The sequence below is a fragment of the Pseudomonas sp. KB_15 genome (assembly GCF_052114525.1).
In the GTDB taxonomy this organism is placed as follows: Bacteria; Pseudomonadota; Gammaproteobacteria; order Pseudomonadales; family Pseudomonadaceae; genus Aquipseudomonas.
Genome location: NZ_JBFREX010000006.1, coordinates 14,554 through 31,381, shown reverse-complemented (window position 1 = coordinate 31,381; position 16,828 = coordinate 14,554). Strand labels below are relative to the sequence as shown.

Annotated in this window: 17 protein-coding genes; 9 read left to right on the top strand and 8 right to left on the bottom strand. The window is 58.2% G+C overall.

All coding sequences use genetic code 11. The features are described from left to right. Window positions 1-50: 50 nt before the first annotated feature. The 3 genes from AB4Z35_RS09550 (at window position 51) to AB4Z35_RS09540 (ending at window position 2,563) form a co-directional block, all read left to right on the top strand. A complete protein-coding gene (locus AB4Z35_RS09550; protein ID WP_116263202.1) occupies window positions 51-1,430 on the top strand; it encodes a sodium:solute symporter in 1,380 nt (459 codons plus the stop codon). Between the two features lie 85 nt (window positions 1,431-1,515). Beyond that, window positions 1,516-2,241, top strand: a complete 726-nt coding sequence (locus AB4Z35_RS09545; RefSeq protein ID WP_116263203.1) for an MBL fold metallo-hydrolase — start codon at window positions 1,516-1,518, stop codon at window positions 2,239-2,241. 70 nt (window positions 2,242-2,311) lie between these two features. Next, window positions 2,312-2,563, top strand: coding sequence for a phosphopantetheine-binding protein (locus tag AB4Z35_RS09540; RefSeq protein ID WP_442096804.1), 252 nt, complete (start codon window positions 2,312-2,314; stop codon window positions 2,561-2,563). A gap of 206 nt (window positions 2,564-2,769) precedes the next feature. Here AB4Z35_RS09540 and AB4Z35_RS09535 read toward each other — a convergent pair whose 3' ends face one another. Further along, on the bottom strand, window positions 2,770-2,898 hold the full coding sequence (locus AB4Z35_RS09535) for a PA1414 family protein (RefSeq protein ID WP_007972508.1): 129 nt from the start codon (window positions 2,896-2,898) through the stop codon (window positions 2,770-2,772). 135 nt (window positions 2,899-3,033) lie between these two features. After that, entirely contained in the window at window positions 3,034-3,927 is an 894-nt protein-coding gene (ptrR, locus tag AB4Z35_RS09530; RefSeq protein WP_108227714.1) for a putrescine utilization regulator PtrR, read from the bottom strand. Between the two features lie 104 nt (window positions 3,928-4,031). Between ptrR and AB4Z35_RS09525 the strand changes: the two genes are divergently transcribed. After that, complete coding sequence (locus AB4Z35_RS09525; protein ID WP_442096803.1) at window positions 4,032-5,213, top strand: MFS transporter; 1,182 nt, start codon at window positions 4,032-4,034, stop codon at window positions 5,211-5,213. Here the strand turns inward: AB4Z35_RS09525 and AB4Z35_RS09520 are convergent. Then, window positions 5,158-6,090, bottom strand: coding sequence for a DMT family transporter (locus tag AB4Z35_RS09520; protein WP_442096802.1), 933 nt, complete (start codon window positions 6,088-6,090; stop codon window positions 5,158-5,160). The two genes, AB4Z35_RS09525 and AB4Z35_RS09520, sit on opposite strands and share 56 nt — an antisense overlap. 193 nt (window positions 6,091-6,283) lie before the next feature. Then, window positions 6,284-7,120: a S1-like domain-containing RNA-binding protein gene (locus AB4Z35_RS09515; protein ID WP_108227717.1), complete on the bottom strand. Its 837-nt coding sequence runs from the start codon at window positions 7,118-7,120 to the stop codon at window positions 6,284-6,286. Between the two features lie 351 nt (window positions 7,121-7,471). Here AB4Z35_RS09515 and AB4Z35_RS09510 point away from each other — a divergent pair, with 351 nt between their 5' ends. The 4 genes from AB4Z35_RS09510 (at window position 7,472) to AB4Z35_RS09495 (ending at window position 10,362) form a co-directional block, all read left to right on the top strand. Continuing rightward, window positions 7,472-7,660 (top strand): hypothetical protein, encoded by a 189-nt coding sequence (locus tag AB4Z35_RS09510; protein ID WP_015096330.1) that lies wholly within the window; start codon window positions 7,472-7,474, stop codon window positions 7,658-7,660. Window positions 7,661-7,919: 259 nt separating this feature from the next. After that, window positions 7,920-8,789: a DUF6279 family lipoprotein gene (locus tag AB4Z35_RS09505; protein WP_442096801.1), complete on the top strand. Its 870-nt coding sequence runs from the start codon at window positions 7,920-7,922 to the stop codon at window positions 8,787-8,789. Between the two features lie 190 nt (window positions 8,790-8,979). Continuing rightward, complete coding sequence (locus AB4Z35_RS09500; RefSeq protein ID WP_442096800.1) at window positions 8,980-9,714, top strand: DUF899 domain-containing protein; 735 nt, start codon at window positions 8,980-8,982, stop codon at window positions 9,712-9,714. 180 nt (window positions 9,715-9,894) lie between these two features. After that, entirely contained in the window at window positions 9,895-10,362 is a 468-nt protein-coding gene (locus AB4Z35_RS09495) for an AraC family transcriptional regulator (RefSeq protein ID WP_442096799.1), read from the top strand. Window positions 10,363-10,542: 180 nt separating this feature from the next. On the opposite strand, the gene AB4Z35_RS09490 is transcribed toward AB4Z35_RS09495, so the two are convergent. Continuing rightward, window positions 10,543-11,883, bottom strand: coding sequence for a DEAD/DEAH box helicase (locus AB4Z35_RS09490; RefSeq protein ID WP_007972492.1), 1,341 nt, complete (start codon window positions 11,881-11,883; stop codon window positions 10,543-10,545). Between the two features lie 192 nt (window positions 11,884-12,075). On the opposite strand from AB4Z35_RS09490, the gene AB4Z35_RS09485 reads away from it, so the two are divergent. Continuing rightward, window positions 12,076-13,374 (top strand): mechanosensitive ion channel family protein, encoded by a 1,299-nt coding sequence (locus AB4Z35_RS09485; RefSeq protein ID WP_442096798.1) that lies wholly within the window; start codon window positions 12,076-12,078, stop codon window positions 13,372-13,374. Between the two features lie 32 nt (window positions 13,375-13,406). Here AB4Z35_RS09485 and AB4Z35_RS09480 read toward each other — a convergent pair whose 3' ends face one another. The 3 genes from AB4Z35_RS09480 to AB4Z35_RS09470 form a co-directional block, all read right to left on the bottom strand. Further along, on the bottom strand, window positions 13,407-14,882 hold the full coding sequence (locus AB4Z35_RS09480) for a S41 family peptidase (protein ID WP_442096797.1): 1,476 nt from the start codon (window positions 14,880-14,882) through the stop codon (window positions 13,407-13,409). 42 nt (window positions 14,883-14,924) lie between these two features. Further along, window positions 14,925-15,788 carry a carboxylate/amino acid/amine transporter gene (locus AB4Z35_RS09475; protein ID WP_442096796.1) on the bottom strand — a complete coding sequence of 288 codons (864 nt, stop codon included), beginning with the start codon at window positions 15,786-15,788 and terminating at the stop codon, window positions 14,925-14,927. 343 nt (window positions 15,789-16,131) lie between these two features. Beyond that, complete coding sequence (locus AB4Z35_RS09470) at window positions 16,132-16,731, bottom strand: FMN-dependent NADH-azoreductase (protein ID WP_108227721.1); 600 nt, start codon at window positions 16,729-16,731, stop codon at window positions 16,132-16,134. Window positions 16,732-16,828 lie beyond the last annotated feature (97 nt).

Here is a 16,828-nt window from a genome sequence, read left to right as displayed (position 1 = left end):
CAGAAATGCCTTTGTTTCACCATAAAAAAGACAATCGGAGACACGCCGTCATGGCTTTGGATTTATTCGTCGTACTCATCTACGCCGCCGCGATGCTGATACTCGGCTACTACGGCATGCGCAAGGCCAAGACCAACGAAGACTTTTTGGTCGCCGGTCGTAACCTCGGCCCAAGCCTGTACATGGGCACCATGGCTGCCACGGTTCTGGGCGGCGCGTCCACCGTGGGCACCGTGCGTCTGGGCTACGTGCATGGCATCTCCGGTTTCTGGCTCTGCGCCGCACTGGGTTGCGGGATCGTGGCGCTGAACCTGTTCCTCGCCAAGCCGCTGTTGAAACTGAAGATCTACACCGTTACCCAGGTACTGGAAAAACGCTATAACCCGATGGCCCGCTCCGCGAGCGCAGTGATCATGCTGGCGTACGCGCTGATGATCGGCGTGACCTCGATCCTGGCAATCGGCACCGTTCTGCAAGTGCTGTTCGGCCTGCCGTTCTGGATCTCGGTACTGCTCGGCGGCGGCGTCGTGGTGATCTACTCGGCCATTGGCGGCATGTGGTCGCTGACCCTGACCGACATCGTCCAGTTCGTGATCAAGACCGTAGGCCTGATGTTCATCCTGTTGCCAATCTGCCTGTACCGCGTTGGTGGCTGGGATGAGCTGGTGATGAAACTGCCGGCGGCAAGCTTCAGCTTCACCACCATCGGTTGGGACACCATCATCACCTACTTCATGATCTACTTCTTCGGCATCCTGATCGGTCAGGACATCTGGCAACGGGTGTTCACCGTCAAGACCGCCAAAGTGGCTCAGGTTGCCGGTACCGCTGCCGGTATCTACTGCATCCTCTACGGTCTGGCCTGTGCCCTGATCGGCATGGCTGCACACGTACTGATCCCGGATCTGGACAACGTCAACAACGCCTTCGCCGCCATCGTGAAACTGTCCCTGCCGGACGGTATCCGTGGCCTGGTCATCGCTGCCGCACTGGCCGCCATGATGTCCACCGCCAGCGCTGGCCTGCTGGCCGCTGCCACCACCCTGACCGAAGACTTGCTGCCGAAACTGCGTGGCGGTAAACAGTCGAGCCTGGCGATCAACCGCCTGTTCACCCTGTTGACCGGCTGTGTGGTTCTGGCCATTGCCCTGGTCGTGAACGACGTGATCAGCGCCCTGACCCTGGCCTACAACCTGTTGGTGGGCGGCATGCTGATCCCGCTGATGGGCGCCATCTTCTGGAAACGCGCCACCACCGCCGGCGCCATCGCCAGCATGGGCATGGGCTTCGCCACCGCGCTGCTGTTCATGTTCAAGGACGGTCTGGACGCCAACACCCCGATCTACTACAGCCTCGGCGTTGGCCTGGTGAGCTTCGTGCTGGTCAGCCTGCTGTCCCCTCGCCCGGTGACTGTGGCCAGCGCTGCCTAAACTGAAAAGAACGGATTAACTTTTTCTTCGACGAGTGTGGCGTCGGTTGCCACACTCGTTTTTTTTCGTCTGAAGGAAACGGGCTATGAAAATCGTCAGTCGCGACCAATGGTTCGAGGTGAAACCGCTCAGTGACGGCATCCGCCTGATTCACGAGCCGTACATCCGGCCTTTCTACCGCTGCAATCTCTGGCACATCCAGGGTCGTGACAAAGACCTGCTGCTGGACAGCGGCTCGGGCCTGGTCAGTCTGCGCGAGCAACTGCCGTGGATCACCGAGCGGCCGCTGGTGGCCGTGGCCAGCCACTGCCATTTCGATCACATCGCCGGTCATCACGAATTCGCTGAACGGCTGGTGCATCCGGCCGAGGCGGACATTCTCGCCGCACCGGATGGCGACAACGACCTGAGCAAAGCCTTTGTCGGCGACGACATGTTCGAGGCGCACCCTGATTGTCCGCTGTGCTACGCCGAATACCGGGTCAAGGCCGCGCCGGCCACGGGGTTTGTCGAAGATGGAGATGTGCTGGACCTGGGTAATCGGGTGTTGCAGGTCGTGCACACACCGGGACACTCGCCGGGTGGTATCTGCCTGTACGAAGCCGCCACCGAGACCCTGTTCAGCGGCGACATCATCTACGACGGACCGCTGATCGAAGACGCCTACCACTCCAACCTCGATGACTATGCCCGTAGCCTGCAACGCCTGCACGCGTTGTCGATCCGCACGGTGCATGGCGGGCATTTCGGCAGTTTTTCCGGAGAGCATTTGCGCAGCATGATTGACGAATGGCAGCGTTCACACGGCTAAAGCCTGCTGTACTCAACGGCAGGAACTGCATCGGCAGGAAGAATTACAACTACCTCCTAGAAGAACGTTCATGAAAGAAGCTGCCGTTCGTGCTGTCGTGCATCGCTTTATCAGTCGCCTGCTGGAAGGTCGGGATGACTTCGACGACAACACCAGCCTGGCGCAGTTGGGACTGGATAAAGAAGATATCGCAGAGCTGATCTTCCATCTGGAAGATGAGCTGGGTGTAACGGCGTTTTCCGTTGAGGAAGACCGGATACTCAAGACCGCTACGACGGCGAATGACTTGAGTCGGTTTTTACTGGAGATTGGGCGGTATTGAGGCGGTGAATGGCAAGCATGCTGTTCTGTGGCGAGGGGGCTTGCCCCCGTTGGGCTGCGGAGCAGCCCCAAGACCCTTCAACCCGGTTACATCTGGCGGACCACATCAGGCGATTTACGACTGCTTCGCAGCCGAACGGGGCGGTGCGGCGTTCCGACAAGCCCCCTCACCACAACAAGCCCACCCTCACTAGCGATCCGGAGCCGTTACCGGCGACGCTGCTGGCGTCGGCGCTGTTCGTCGTCTGTACGAACAGGCACGGGTTGCAGCGGCGGTTCGATCAAACCGAGAGCCACGCCCAGGTCATGCAGCCAGTTTTGAATTTTCTCTTTCATGGTGCCCCCTTCAGGGTAGTGCCGAGCGGCCGAAATTCTGTAGCCCCTTCGCACAGATAATAGTCCGAAGTCCTACGCAATGCTCGCGCAAAGTCGCAATGATCTGTTACTGAATCCATCACAATCAGCCTGTGTTCAGGCAATTTCCTGCGCCTGCACCGGTGCCGGCGGAAAAACCACCTGTTGTTGCTCGATCCAGGCATTCAGGTTGGCCCCGACCATGCCCTTGCGCCACATCAGCCAGGTGGTAGCACTGGCGAACGGTTCGGCCAACGGATGCACGGCCACACTCTCACGGCCCGGCAGGCTGGCGAGCATCGACTCCGACATCAGCGCCACACCGGAACCGGCAATCACACACGCCAGCATGCCCGGATAGGACTCGATCTCCATCGCCCGGCCCATCGCCGCATGGTCATGGGCGAACCAGGCCTCCAGGCGCATGCGGTAGGAGCAGCCCTGGCGAAAGGTAAACACCGCGCGACCTTCCACATCCAGCGCGCTGCGCACGGGCGGATGATCGGCCTCGCTGATCAGCACCAGGCGCTCGTCGCACAAGGGCACTCCGTCGAGCCCGGCCAGTTCCATGGGGCCATCCACCAGCGCCGCATCGAGTCGGCCGGTGAGCAGGCCTTCGAGCAATTCACCACTGGGTCCGGACTGTACTTGCAGGTTCACGGCCGGATACAGGCGGTGGTAGCGCGCCAATAGCCCCGGAAGGTGAATAGCAGCCGTGCTGTACATGGTGCCGAGCACGAAGTCGCCCGCCGGTTGCCCGCCCTGCACGGCTGCGCTGGCTTCGTCGCGCAAGGCAAACAGCCTGGCGGTGTAGTCCAGCAGGACTTTTCCCGCAGGCGACAACTGCAAGCGCTGACGCTCACGCAGGAACAGTTCGACACCCAGTTGCTCTTCCAGCTGCTTGAGCCGGGTCGACAGGTTCGACGGCACTCGATGCAGCCGTTCGGCGGCCCGGGTTATGGACCCTTCCTCCGCCACCGCCTGGAAGATGCGCAATTGGCTGAATTCCACGACATTCTCCAAAAAAGAACAAGTTACTCACTATTATTCATTTTTAAAGAAAGTCAATCAGTCCTAGCCTGACGGTCATTGATCCACTAAACGGAATCCAGACCATGTCTCCCCTGATTCGCTTATCCGCCAGTTTCGTTGCCCTGATGATGGCCATGGGCATCGGCCGGTTTGCCCTGACACCGCAACTGCCGCACCTGCTCAGCGAAGGTCAGATCGACCTGACCGCCGCCGGGCTGATTGCCGCCGCCAACTACCTCGGTTATTTCATTGGCGCGGTAGACGCCATGTTTTCCCGGCGTCCCGCGCAAGTGCGCCGGCGTTTGCTCGGCGGATTGTGGCTCTGCGTACTGCTGACCCTGGCTTCGTTCTGGGCCAATGGTTTCTGGTCGCACCTGCTGCTGCGCTTCGGCACCGGCGTGGCCAGCGCCTGGGTGCTGGTGATGATCACCGCCCTGAGCCAGCCGCTCGCGGCAGCGGCCGGGCGTCCAAGGCTCGGTGCCCTGGTCTTCGCCGGACCGGGTTTAGGGATTTTTCTGACCGGTTTGTTGGCACTGGGCTCGAATCTGCTGGGCCAGACATCCGCTACCTTGTGGCTGGTATACGCCGCCGTAGCGCTGGCGATGTTGCTGGGGATTGTGCCGTTCCTGCCACAACCGGACGCGAACGCGACCGCAGCACCCAGCGCCAACGCGTCGCACACCCGAGGCATCGGTCGCCTGGGCTTGATCTATGCCTTGTACGGATTGGGCTACATCATTCCGGCGACCTTTTTGTCGCAAATGGCCAACGCGCAATTCCATGGCCAATGGCAGGCCGATCTGTTCTGGCCGTGCTTTGGCCTGGCGGCGGCAACCGGTGTAGTGCTGGTGAGTCTGCGACGGCAAAAAACCGGCGCCACGCGTCACTGGCTGATGGCGACATTATGGCTGCAAGCCGCTGGCGTGTTCGCCTGCCTGCTGGGCAACGGGCCAGGTCTGGCATTGGGCGTGATCCTGTGCGGCACGCCGTTCCTGGCCTGCATGCAGCTGGTGATGCAACGCTCCCGGGAACTGGCGCCCCACGCCACCCAGCGCAATGCCGGCCTGCTGACAGCGTGCTTTGCCGTGGGCCAGCTCAGCGGGCCATTGCTGGCGGCGCTGAGCAGTCATTTCAGTGGTGGTTTGCAGCCGGCACTGGTGGTCGCCGGCTGCGGCCTGCTGATCGCCGGCGGCCTGTTGCTCGCGCCGCTCAGTGCTGCCCGAGGGCTTTGCGCAAACGACGGCGCAACCACTGCTCAGCGCTGACAAAAGTGATGCCCGCCAATACCAGTACTGCACCGATGATGAAGTTCAGGCTCAGTTCCTCGCCCAGCAGCACCACACCGAACGTGACGCCGAACAACGGCGTCATGAACGAAAACACCGCGAGGTTCGCCGCCAGGTAACGGCGTAGCAGCCAGAACCAGACCAGGTAACTGAAGAACGACACGACGATGCCCTGAAACAGCACACTGGCAACCGCCACGGTGGTCAGGCTGACATGAGTGATCTGGCCGCTGAGCAGCGCGATCAACAACAGACCGAAGAAACCGACAATCAACTGATAGAACAGCGTCAGAGTCACCGGCGCTTCCGACAGGCGCGAGGCGCGTACCACTACGGTGGTCGCGCCCCAGGCGGCACCCGCCAGCACACCCAAGGCATCGCCCATCAACATGCGGTAATCCAGATTGTCCCAGGACACGCCCCCGGCAAACGCGATGGCAATCCCGATGAAGGCCAGGACAATCCCCAGCCATTGCAACGGCCGCAAACGCTCACTCGGCAGCAACCAGTGCACACCCAATGCGGTGAAGATCGGCGCGGTGTAGAGGAACACCGACATGTGCGCCGCCGTGGTGAGTTGCAGGCCTTCGGAAATGAAAAAGAACTCCAGGCCGAACAAGGCACCGGCCAACAAGCCGCCCCGCCACGTCGAACCCACCTGGTTCCAGCCACCCTTCCAGCAGATCAGCAGCCCGACCAGCAAAGCCGACATGCCGGAACGTCCAGCCGCCTGCATCACCGGCGCGATATCGGCCGCCGCCCACTTGATCATCACCTGCTGGACGCCCCAGACCAGGCACAACCCGACCATCACTTGCAGGGCAAACCCGTCGGTGCTGCGCCGGGTGGCGCTCACCGGAACACCTCGATTACACAATTCATGGCAGAGACTCGACAGTCAAAACAAAGCCCCGGCCTACTGGTTGAACAGAAAGACCGGGGCGAAAAAGGATGCTGTCGATTATTAACCAGATGGCCAGAAAATGCCGCCTGTCAGAGACCTTTACTTCTCTGGTGGCGCCATCCTGGCCCTCTGTATTGTCAGGCAATCAACTGAGTTCGATACGGTCGGCATGAATGACAATCTGGCCATTCTTGTACAATGTACCGATGGCCTTCTTGAAGTTGCCTTTGCTGACACCGAACAGGCTGCTGATCAACGCCGGATCGCTCTTGTCGCTGACCGCCAGGGTGCCGTTGTTTTCGCGCAACCTGGCGAGAATCTTCGAGTTCAGGCTGGTGGCCGCTTCCTGACCGACCGGTTGCAGGCTCAGGCTGATCTTGCCGTCGGCGCGAACTTCCTTGATGAATCCCTTTTCTTCTTTACCGGCGCGCATGAACTTGAAGATTTCGTTCTTGTGGATCAGACCCCAATGCTTGTTGTTGATGATGGCCTTGAAGCCCATGTCCGTGGCTTCGGCCACCAGCAGGTCCACTTCCTGGCCCGCGGTGTAGTTGGCCGGGGTCTTGTCCAGGTAGCGGTCCAGGCGCGCGGTCGCGGTGATGCGACGGGTGTGCTTGTCGAGGTAGACATGCACCACCACATACTCACCCGCCGTCATCTGACGCTTCTCTTCGGAGAACGGCAGCAACAGGTCTTTCGGCAAACCCCAGTCCAGGAATACGCCGATGCTGTTGACTTCAGCAACTTTCAAACTGGCGAATTCACCGACTTGAACTTTCGGCTTTTCAGTAGTTGCGATGAGTTTGTCATCGCTGTCCAGATAAATAAAAACGTTGAGCCAGTCTTCATCTTCGCTAGGAATATCTTTTGGAATATAACGATTAGGCAGAAGGATTTCGCCATCCGCGCCACCGTCCAGATATAAACCGAAGTTAGTGTGTTTAACCACTTGCAAACTGTTGTAACGCCCGACTAAAGCCATGTCCAATACCCTCATTGCGTGGGCGACATTCTACCCGGTTTTAAGCACCGCGTTCGGCCCCCGGCCCGGTGGCACGAGAAAATCCTCTGAAGGCCTCAATTTTCCTGGGTTTGCATCGCACGCCTGGCCGCTCGTCAGACCGATCCGGGCATTTACGCCACGCTCAGGCAAGCGTAACGCTGTATTTCACCAGGCAATGTTCTTAGTTAAAACAGCGGCTTAGACGTCTATTTCGAATAGTGACCGATGACTGATTACCCCGACCTCATGAGTATTGCGAGGGGATATTTGCCAAGCAATTATCAGGTGTTTCCTGTACGATGCCTGGCCAAGTTAATTTTCTACAGGTTAATGGCCGCCATGCGTGTAAAAGCATCCACCAGCAAAGCAAAGCCAGCTCCAGCCGTCGAAACCAGCGAATCGATCAACAGCCAGATCGCAGCGTTCCTCAAGTCCGGCGGTGAAATCCAGCAAATTGCCAAAGGCGTCAGTGGCCAGACGTTCGGCCCGTCCAAGCAGATCACCCTGGGCAAAAAGTAATCCCCTCGCGTCACCTGGTCCCAAAGCGCTTTGAGCTTCGAAGCGCTTGGACTGGAACCCTCGCTTCTCCCCTGCGCCACTCCATCAGATCCTGTGAAAATCATCGACCTCGACTTGAACTACAGTGATTTCAGCCTGCGCGATGGGCTGGTTACCCTCAAGGCCGAAAGCGCATTCTATTGATCGGCTGAACTGCCGGGCTCATCCTGGGTTCACATGAGAATCAGACCCGAAGGCTGGCTTTCGCAAGGATTCGCCCATGTCCCGCTGGTTTAAACTTTTCGCCGTTGTGCTGACTGTCGCTCTCGCCCTCGGCGCGTGCAGCCGCGTGGGCCTGGCCTACCGCAATCTCGATGTGATCATCCCGTGGACGCTCAGCGACTACCTGGACATGAACGGCGAGCAAAAAAACTGGCTGAACGAACGCCTGAAGGAACACCTGAGCTGGCACTGCACCACCCAGTTGCCCGGCTACCTCGACTGGCTGGACCGCCTGCAAACCATGATCGCGACCGACCAGGTCACCGATGCCGCATTGCAGGCCCGCTCCCACGAAGCCGAACAAGCGATCGCCGAGATCGCGCGGGAAATCACCCCATCGGCCATCGAGTTGTTGCAAGGGCTGGATGACAAGCAAGTCGCCGAGATGAACGATGCCTTTGCCAAGGACCAGCGCAAATACGAGGAGAAATACCTCAAGCCCTCCCTCGACCGGCAGATCAAAGAGCGCGGCGAGCGCATGGAGAAGCGTCTGAACGACTGGCTCGGGCCACTGAGCGCCACCCAGCGACAGCGGGTAACCACATGGTCCAGCGCCTTGGGCGAGCAGAACACCCAGTGGATTGCCAACCGTGTCCATTGGCAGAAGCAATTCAGCGCGGCCGTTGCGCAACGCCAGAGTCCACAATTCCCACAACGAATCGAGACACTTCTGGTCAACCGTGAGAGTTTGTGGACACCCGCCTATCGCCAGGCCTTTGCCAACACCGAAGCTCAGGCACGTTCGCTGTTCGTGGATCTGATGGCTGAAAGCACACCGAACCAGCGCGAACGATTACTGAAGAAGATCGAGGGTGTAAGGAAGGACTTCAGCGACTTGAAGTGCTTGAAAGCGGCGAAGCAAAGTTAAGCCCGGCACAATTCCAATGTGGGAGATTCTATGGTTGAGGAAATGCCCTCAACCTGCTTTTGGTTGGTATTCGCACTGCCCCTTCAGCCGGGCATTTGCTGACGACCGACCGGCGGTATGTCGAATTCCACGCAAGCCAAACGACTAGGCTGTGTAAGTCACCTCCCCGCCCCTCGCAGGAGAACACAGCATGAACATTCAGAATCATCCCGTCGTGTCGCGGGAAGAATGGCTCGCCGCACGCAAACAGCACCTTGCCCACGAGAAAGCCTTCACCAAGGAAAGAGACAAACTCAGCGCCGAACGCCGCGCCCTGCCCTGGGTGAAAATCGACAAGGACTACCGCTTCCAGGGGCCAAGCGGCGAACTGAAACTGGCCGACCTGTTYGGCGRCCGCAGYCAGTTRGTCATCTACCACTTCATGTTCGCCGAGGGCTGGGACGAGGGCTGCCCCGGTTGCTCGTACCTCAGCGATCACATCGACGGCGCCAACCAGCACCTGGCTCACCACGACATCGCAGTGGTGGCGGTTTCCCACGCGCCGTTCGCTGAATTCCAGGCGTTCAAACGGCGCATGGACTGGAAGTTCGACTGGGTGTCGTCAGCAAGATCTGATTTCAACTACGACTTTGGCGTCACTGCCCGAGCCGAAGATGTCGCCGCCGGAAAGGCTACGTACAACTACGAAAAAACCGACGGCTCCGAGGAAGAACTCCCCGGTCTCAGCGTGTTTTATCGCAATGACGCCGGGGAAATTTTCCATACCTACTCCACCTATGCCCGGGGCCTGGACATGCTGGTCGGTGCTTACAACTATCTCGACCTGACACCCAAGGGCCGCAACGAGGAGGAGATCATGGAATGGGTGCGGCATCATGACAAATATGAGGAACAGGAGAGGTCGAGCTGCTGCCATGGTGGTTAGCCCCAGACACCGAGGCGCGGCCTTCGTCGGATCGCCGCCCGGAGCAAGCCACGCTCCCACACACAAAATATGTGTTCACACACAGCCCCCTGTGGGAGCGGGCTTGCTCCGGGCGGCGATCCGACGAAGAGGCCCGACCATTCAACACAAAGTCCCCAGATTAGAAACAAGGCCCGGACAATGAACGTCACCCTCAAAACCTTGCCCCCCGCCCGTGTCGCCTACCTGCGCTACACCGGCCCCTACGGCCCGGAAATCGGCACCTTCTGGCGCGAAACCGTCGCCCCGTGGATGATCGAAAACAACCTGCTCAACCGCGTGCGTTACGGCATCGGCCACGACGACCCGAGCACCACGCCAGCGCAATACTGCCGCTACGACGCCTGCGTCGAAGTGCCTGCCGACTTCGAACCGAAATACCCGTTCGCCGTCACCATCCTGCCCGGCGGCCGCTATGCCGTCGCCGAATTCACGGGGCCAGCCAGCGAAATTCCAGCCGGCTGGTGCGAAATGTGTACACAGTGGATGCCGCAAAGCGGCCTGGAATACGACCAGCGCCCGGGGTTCGAACGCTATCCGACAGAGGCTTCCTACGATGAAAAGACCGGGGTGATGGCGCTGCAGATGTGTATTGCGGTGAAAGACTGATCGAGACGGGCATCCCAGGCCCGCCCATACCTTTGACTGAACTCCCCCCCGAATAGTGTCAGTTGATTGATCAGCGCTTGAGGGAACTGGAATCGGCAGAAAAAAAATGAGAGTTGATACACATCAGACATAAAAAAACCCGGACACTGTCCGGGTTTTTCGTGGGGCGCATACAACGACTTACTCAGCCGCTGGCGCTTCCGGCTTGCGGCGCTTGAGCGGCGCCATGCCGTCCTTGCTGACCAGGGAGTCGCTCTTCGGCCGGTTGGCGCTCTTGCGCTTGGTCGGGGTCTTGGCGGCAGTTTTTTTCTTGTCGCCCTTGGCGTCGGTCTTTTTCTTCTTCACGCCGACGGCCTTGCCCGAGGCCTTGACCTTTTTCGGTCCGCCGTAGGTGCCTTTGACTTCCTTGATGGTACGGCGCTCGAAGCTCTGCTTGAGGTAGCGCTCGATGCTCGACATCAGGTTCCAGTCGCCGTGGCAGATCAGCGAGATGGCCAGGCCATCGTTGCCGGCGCGGCCGGTACGACCAATGCGATGCACGTATTCGTCGCCGCTGCGCGGCATGTCGAAGTTGATCACCAGGTCCAGGCCGTCCACGTCCAGACCGCGAGCGGCGACGTCGGTGGCCACGAGAATTTTCACGCCGCCCTGCTTCAGGCGGTCGATCGCCAGTTTGCGATCCTTCTGGTCTTTCTCGCCGTGCAGCACGAACGCTTTGTATTCCTGCGCCACCAGGCGGCCGTAGATACGGTCGGCCATGGCCCGGGTGTTGGTGAAGACGATGGCTTTCTGGTAGGTCTCGTTGGCCAGCAACCAGTTGACGATCTGTTCTTTGTGCTGGTTGTGGTCAGCGGTAATGATTTGCTGGCGGGTGGTGTCGTTCAGCTGGCTGACCGCGTTGAGCTGCAAGTGCTCAGGGTTGTTCAGGACCTTGGCGATCATTTCGCGCAGGCCGGAACCGCCAGTGGTGGCAGAGAACAGCATGGTCTGCTGACGGTTGGTGCACTCGTCCACCAGACGCTGAACGTCCTCGGCAAAGCCCATGTCGAGCATGCGGTCGGCTTCGTCGAGTACCAGGACTTCGACTTCCTTGAGATCGAGGTTGCCGGCGTTCAGTTGCTCGATCATCCGGCCCGGCGTACCGATCAGGATGTCCGGCACCTTGCGCAGCATGGCGGCCTGGACCTTGAAGTCTTCGCCGCCGGTGATCAGGCCGGACTTGATGAAGGTGAACTGCGAGAAGCGTTCAACTTCTTTCAGGGTCTGCTGGGCCAGTTCGCGGGTCGGCAGCAGGATCAGGGTCTTGATGCTGACGCGGATTTTCGCCGGGCCGATCAGACGGTTGAGGATGGGCAATACGAATGCAGCGGTTTTGCCGCTACCGGTTTGCGCCGTCACCCGCAGGTCACGCCCCTGGAGCGCCAGCGGAATGGCCGCGGCTTGCACAGGCGTTGGCTCGACAAATTTCAGCTCGGCCACGGCTTTGAGCAGGCGTTCGTGCAGGGCGAATTGGGAAAACACGGGTGCTACCTCGAAGAAATGCAAAAAAACAGCTGCATAGGGTAACGGTTTCGAGCGCTCAGGCCGAGTTTCTTTATACAAATGGCGGTAAACAGTTGGTTTTTTGTTGCCTGATTTTTCCTCAAACGTAATACAAAGCGTCTTAAATGCTCTAATCCCCTCTCGCGCCCTACAGAAGAATCGTTTTTAACCATGGATATCAAACAGCTCTGGATCAACGCCCTGGACCTTTGGGGCGCCCTCGACCAGCACCCGCTCGTGCATTCCAGCCTGGCGCTGCTGCTATTGCTGGCCATTGCGCTGTTCCTCGGACGGGTGGCGCGCTACCTCATTCTGCACGCGGCCAAAATGCTYGGCCGCCAGCCGGCCTTGCACTGGGTCAATGATTTCCTGCAGAACAAGGTGTTCCATCGCCTGGCGCAGATCACGCCTTCGCTGGTGATCCAGTTCGGTCTCAATCTGGTGCCGGACCTGAGCAAGACCAGTCTGGGTTTCCTCGGCAACGTCGCGCTGTCCTTCACCTTCCTGTTTCTGCTGCTGGCAGTCAGCGCCCTGCTCAATGCCCTGCTGGACATCTACGCCCGCACCGAGCACGCCCGCACCCGCTCGATCAAAGGCTATGTGCAACTGGCGAAAATGGTGTTGTACGTGTTTGGCGCGATCATCATCGTCGCGACCTTGATCGACCGCTCGCCGCTGTTGCTGCTGTCGGGGCTGGGTGCCATGTCGGCGGTGATTCTGCTGGTCTACAAGGACACGCTGCTGTCGTTCGTCGCCAGCGTGCAGTTGACCAGCAACGACATGCTGCGGGTCGGCGACTGGATCGAAATGCCCCAGGTGGGCGCCGACGGCGATGTGGTGGACATCACCTTACACACAGTCAAGGTGCAGAACTTCGACAAGACCATCGTCTCGATTCCAACCTGGCGCCTGATGTCCGAGTCGTTCAAGAACTGGCGCGGCATGCAGGCTTCCGGTGGCCGACGGATCAAGCGCAGCCTGTTCATCGACGCCAGCGGCGTGCGCTTCCTGCGCGACGACGAGGAGCAGAAGCTGTCCCAGGTGCACTTGCTCACCGACTACATGAGCCGCAAGCAGGCCGAACTCAAGGCCTGGAACGAGGCCCAGGGCAACGTCGCGGCCATGTCGGCCAACCGCCGGCGGATGACCAACATCGGCACTTTGCGCGCCTATGCGCTGGCCTACCTGAAGAGTCATCCGGGGATCCAGCCGAACATGACCTGCATGGTCCGCCAGATGCAGACCACCGCCCAGGGTATTCCACTGGAAATCTACTGCTTTACCCGCACCACGGCATGGGCCGACTACGAGCGGATCCAGGGGGATATTTTCGATTACCTGCTGGCGGTGCTACCGGAGTTCGGGCTGAACCTGTATCAGCAGCCGAGCGGGACGGATTTGAGAGCCGGGTTGTTACCGGCGGTGTTGGGCGCAAGCCATATTCCCGAGCAGGAAAAACACTTCATGTAATTCCGAGCGATTGAGGAGTGGCGCCGATCCGATCATAAGTGATCAAGAACCCACTTTTGAACTGCCGCCGTATCGTTTATATCCCCATCAAAAACAAACTGGGGATCATAACTTTGGTTATTTCCTCGCGCTCGGCCTCTCCATACCTTTAACGGTAGCCAGAACTCGGCACCACTCGGCAGCGTTTGAGCGCCTATATCAATGTAAAGCGTATCGGCGCTCGTTGGTAACCCCAAATGGACAACCCCCGGAACAGCAAGAACGACGTCCGCAAAGTCGAGACAGGCACTCGCGCAAAATGAGTCAGTAACCAACGCAAGCTTACCTTTAAAACCCTGGGTATCGCCTCCTCTCGAACCATCTTGATCGACCGAGGAAGCGCTGGGCTGACGCAACCAGTCTTTCTTTTCGTGAAGTGCGAACTCCATCGACCTGGTTAAACTAAAAACAAATTTATAAGCTTCACTATTTTTTCCATAGTCGTTTTCCATGGTAGTGAGAGCTTTATTTAGCGTTGAGAGTGCAAAAGGAGAAACTCGCCACATCGCATACGCACGAGATGACTCATCCAGGCTTTTTACCCATTTCGAGCCTAACAGAGCAGACAGCATTTCAGCCCCCACTAAACTGTTACCTCCGCGATTGCCTCGTGTATCAAGCACAACCAGGTTGGCATCATCGAGACTCTTGATGACGTCGAGCATTTTATTGAGGGAAGCATTCTCGGCTGCTGATGGCATGAAGTTGGATACATGTATCCAATATCGCCCGCCTCCCAGATTCTTGAGCGTTTGGGGTGGTTGAGGCTGGCGCAGGAAAGCCTCCAATTGCCCGGAATCTTCTTGCCATAACAACGTAAAGTTTTGTCTTACTCCATTTGGGAGAGCAACCAAACAGCTTTTTGACAAGTCCCTCGCCAGTACGGGATAGCTTGCATCATCGACAGTTAACTGCTTAGCCAAATGTAACCAGGTCGACTTCAGATCAAGTCTACGATCAACATAAGGAGATATTTCGCTCCCTAGTATCTCGCGGACTGATTTGTTATCACACGATATAACCTTGGAATCAATCGGTGGTAGCGGTACAGGCCAATTTTTAGCAACGTGCTTTACAACGAAACTCTGACCTCGCATATCCAAAATGAAACCCGCCCAGGAAGAACTCCCTTTACCAGGTTGATTCAGCCCTACGTGTCCATCCTTGAAGCCCGCGATGTAAAAATCAAGTACGGCTTGAGAGTCTTCCCTTGAATTGACACGTTTCGCCAGCTGACTAGCTTCCAGATAACCCCGTTCGACCCAGTCTGTAAAAGACTCATTATTACTGTCTATAGCACCCGGATGAGAATCAACTATCAGTTGCCGAATAACAGAAAGATCATTAACAGTTAGCTCCCGCCAATTTTTTACAGGCACTTCATCAGCCAATACAAAAGGCGACAACACAACAAAAAGAAGCATCAAGCATAAGCTTTTAAGGGGAAAGGCATTAGCATTACAAGTCATTTAAAACACCAAAAAAGCAGACAAATGATGATCACATAGATGTCATCTGATCATTGCGCGGCTAATGCCCAACCGACTGATCCACACCGCCAGCAAAATCACCGAACCACCGAGCAACAACCGCCCCAGTTCTTCATGCTGGTTCCAGATCAGCAGATTGATCAGCAAGCCCACGGGCACATGCAGGTTGTTCATCACCGCCAGGGTTCCGCCATTCACCATGCACGCGCCCTTGTTCCACCAATACAAACCCAGCGCAGTGGAGACCAGACCGAGGAACAGCAGCACGCCCCATTGCAACGCGGCTTCAGGCAGGAAGTTCTGTTTGCCGAACAGCAGGAACGCCGGCAACGCAACCGCCAGTGCGCCGAGATAGAAATAGCCGAAGCGTCGGTAATGCGGCAAATCGCTTGGGTGGCGGGCGACCAGGTGTTTGTAGAGCACCTGCCCGGCGGCATAGGTGAAGTTGGCCAGTTGCAGCAACAGGAACCCCATGAAGAAATCCGGGTTGATCCGGTCAAAGCGAATCACCGCCGCCCCCGCCACCGCCACCAGGGCCGCGACCAGGGCCCAGGGGTTGAAGCGACGATTCAGAGCATCTTCGATCAGGGTCACGTGCAACGGCGTGAGGATGGTGAACAGCAGCACTTCCGGCACCGTCAGTACGCGAAAGCTCAGGTACAGGCAGACGTAGGTCACGCCGAACTGCAAGGCGCCGATCAGCAGCATGCCGCGCATGAACGCCGGCTCCACCGAGCGCCAGCGGGTCAGCGGGATGAACACCAGCCCAGCCAGCAGCACACGCACCAGCACTGCGAAGTAACTGTCGACATGACCGGCCAGGTATTCGCCGATCAAACTGAAGGAAAACGCCTGAATCAGCGTGACAAAAAGTAGATAGCCCATGCTCGCCTCGTTTCGAATGGCGGCGACGATAACGGGTTTTGCTACTGATCGCGAACAGTCAGCTAATACAAAACCTGTGGGAGCGGGCTTGCTCGCGAAGAGGGAGTGTCAGTCGACATAAATGTGGGATGAAACACCGCTTTCGCGAGCAAGCCCGCTCCCACAAAGGTTGTGTGTCCGCTCAAAAAATCCCGGGCAAAAAAAAGCCCGATCTCGCTAAAGCGTTCAATCGGGCCAGAGCACTCAGGAGCAACAAGTGCGAAGGGAGGTTCGATGCGCGTACAGGCTTGAAGGGTTGCGCCAGGTCACTAGACCATCCAGCGGTTATCTGGCGATTAACCGGTCAGGCCACTTGCGAAAGCTTGGCGTTCGCCTGGTTCAGGCCTTTCTCCTGGAAGTCACCGCCCAGGTTCATGCCTTCGGCGTGGATGAACGTCACGTCGTGGATACCGATAAAGCCCATGACCTGACGCAGGTACGGTTCCTGGTGATCGGCGGCGCTGCCGGCATAAATACCGCCGCGAGCCGTCAATACATAGGCGCGTTTGCCGCTGAGCAGGCCTTGCGGGCCGGTTTCGGTGTACTTGAAGGTCACGCCGGCACGCAGCACATGGTCGAGCCAGGCTTTCAGGGTGCTGGGAATCGCAAAGTTGTACATGGGTGCGGCCATGACCAGTACATCGGCGGCGAGCAATTCGTCGGTCAGCTGGTTGGAGCGTTCCAGGGACGCCTGTTCGATGTCGCTGCGCTGCTCGGCGGGTTTCATCCAGCCACCCAGCAGGTTGATGTCCAGGTGCGGCACCGGCTTGACGGCCAGGTCCCGGACGGTGATCTGGTCATTCGGGTGGGCGGCTTTCCACTGGCTGATGAACGTCTGGGTCAGTTGGCGGGAAACCGAGTCTTGCTGACGGGCACTGCTTTCGATGATCAGAACGCGGGACATGGGATGTAGCCTCCATCTGAGAATGCTGTAGGTCGATGGAGTGAAGGTTAAACAGAGTCATATCGATGAAAAAGCGCAAATAACTGCTATAACCCAT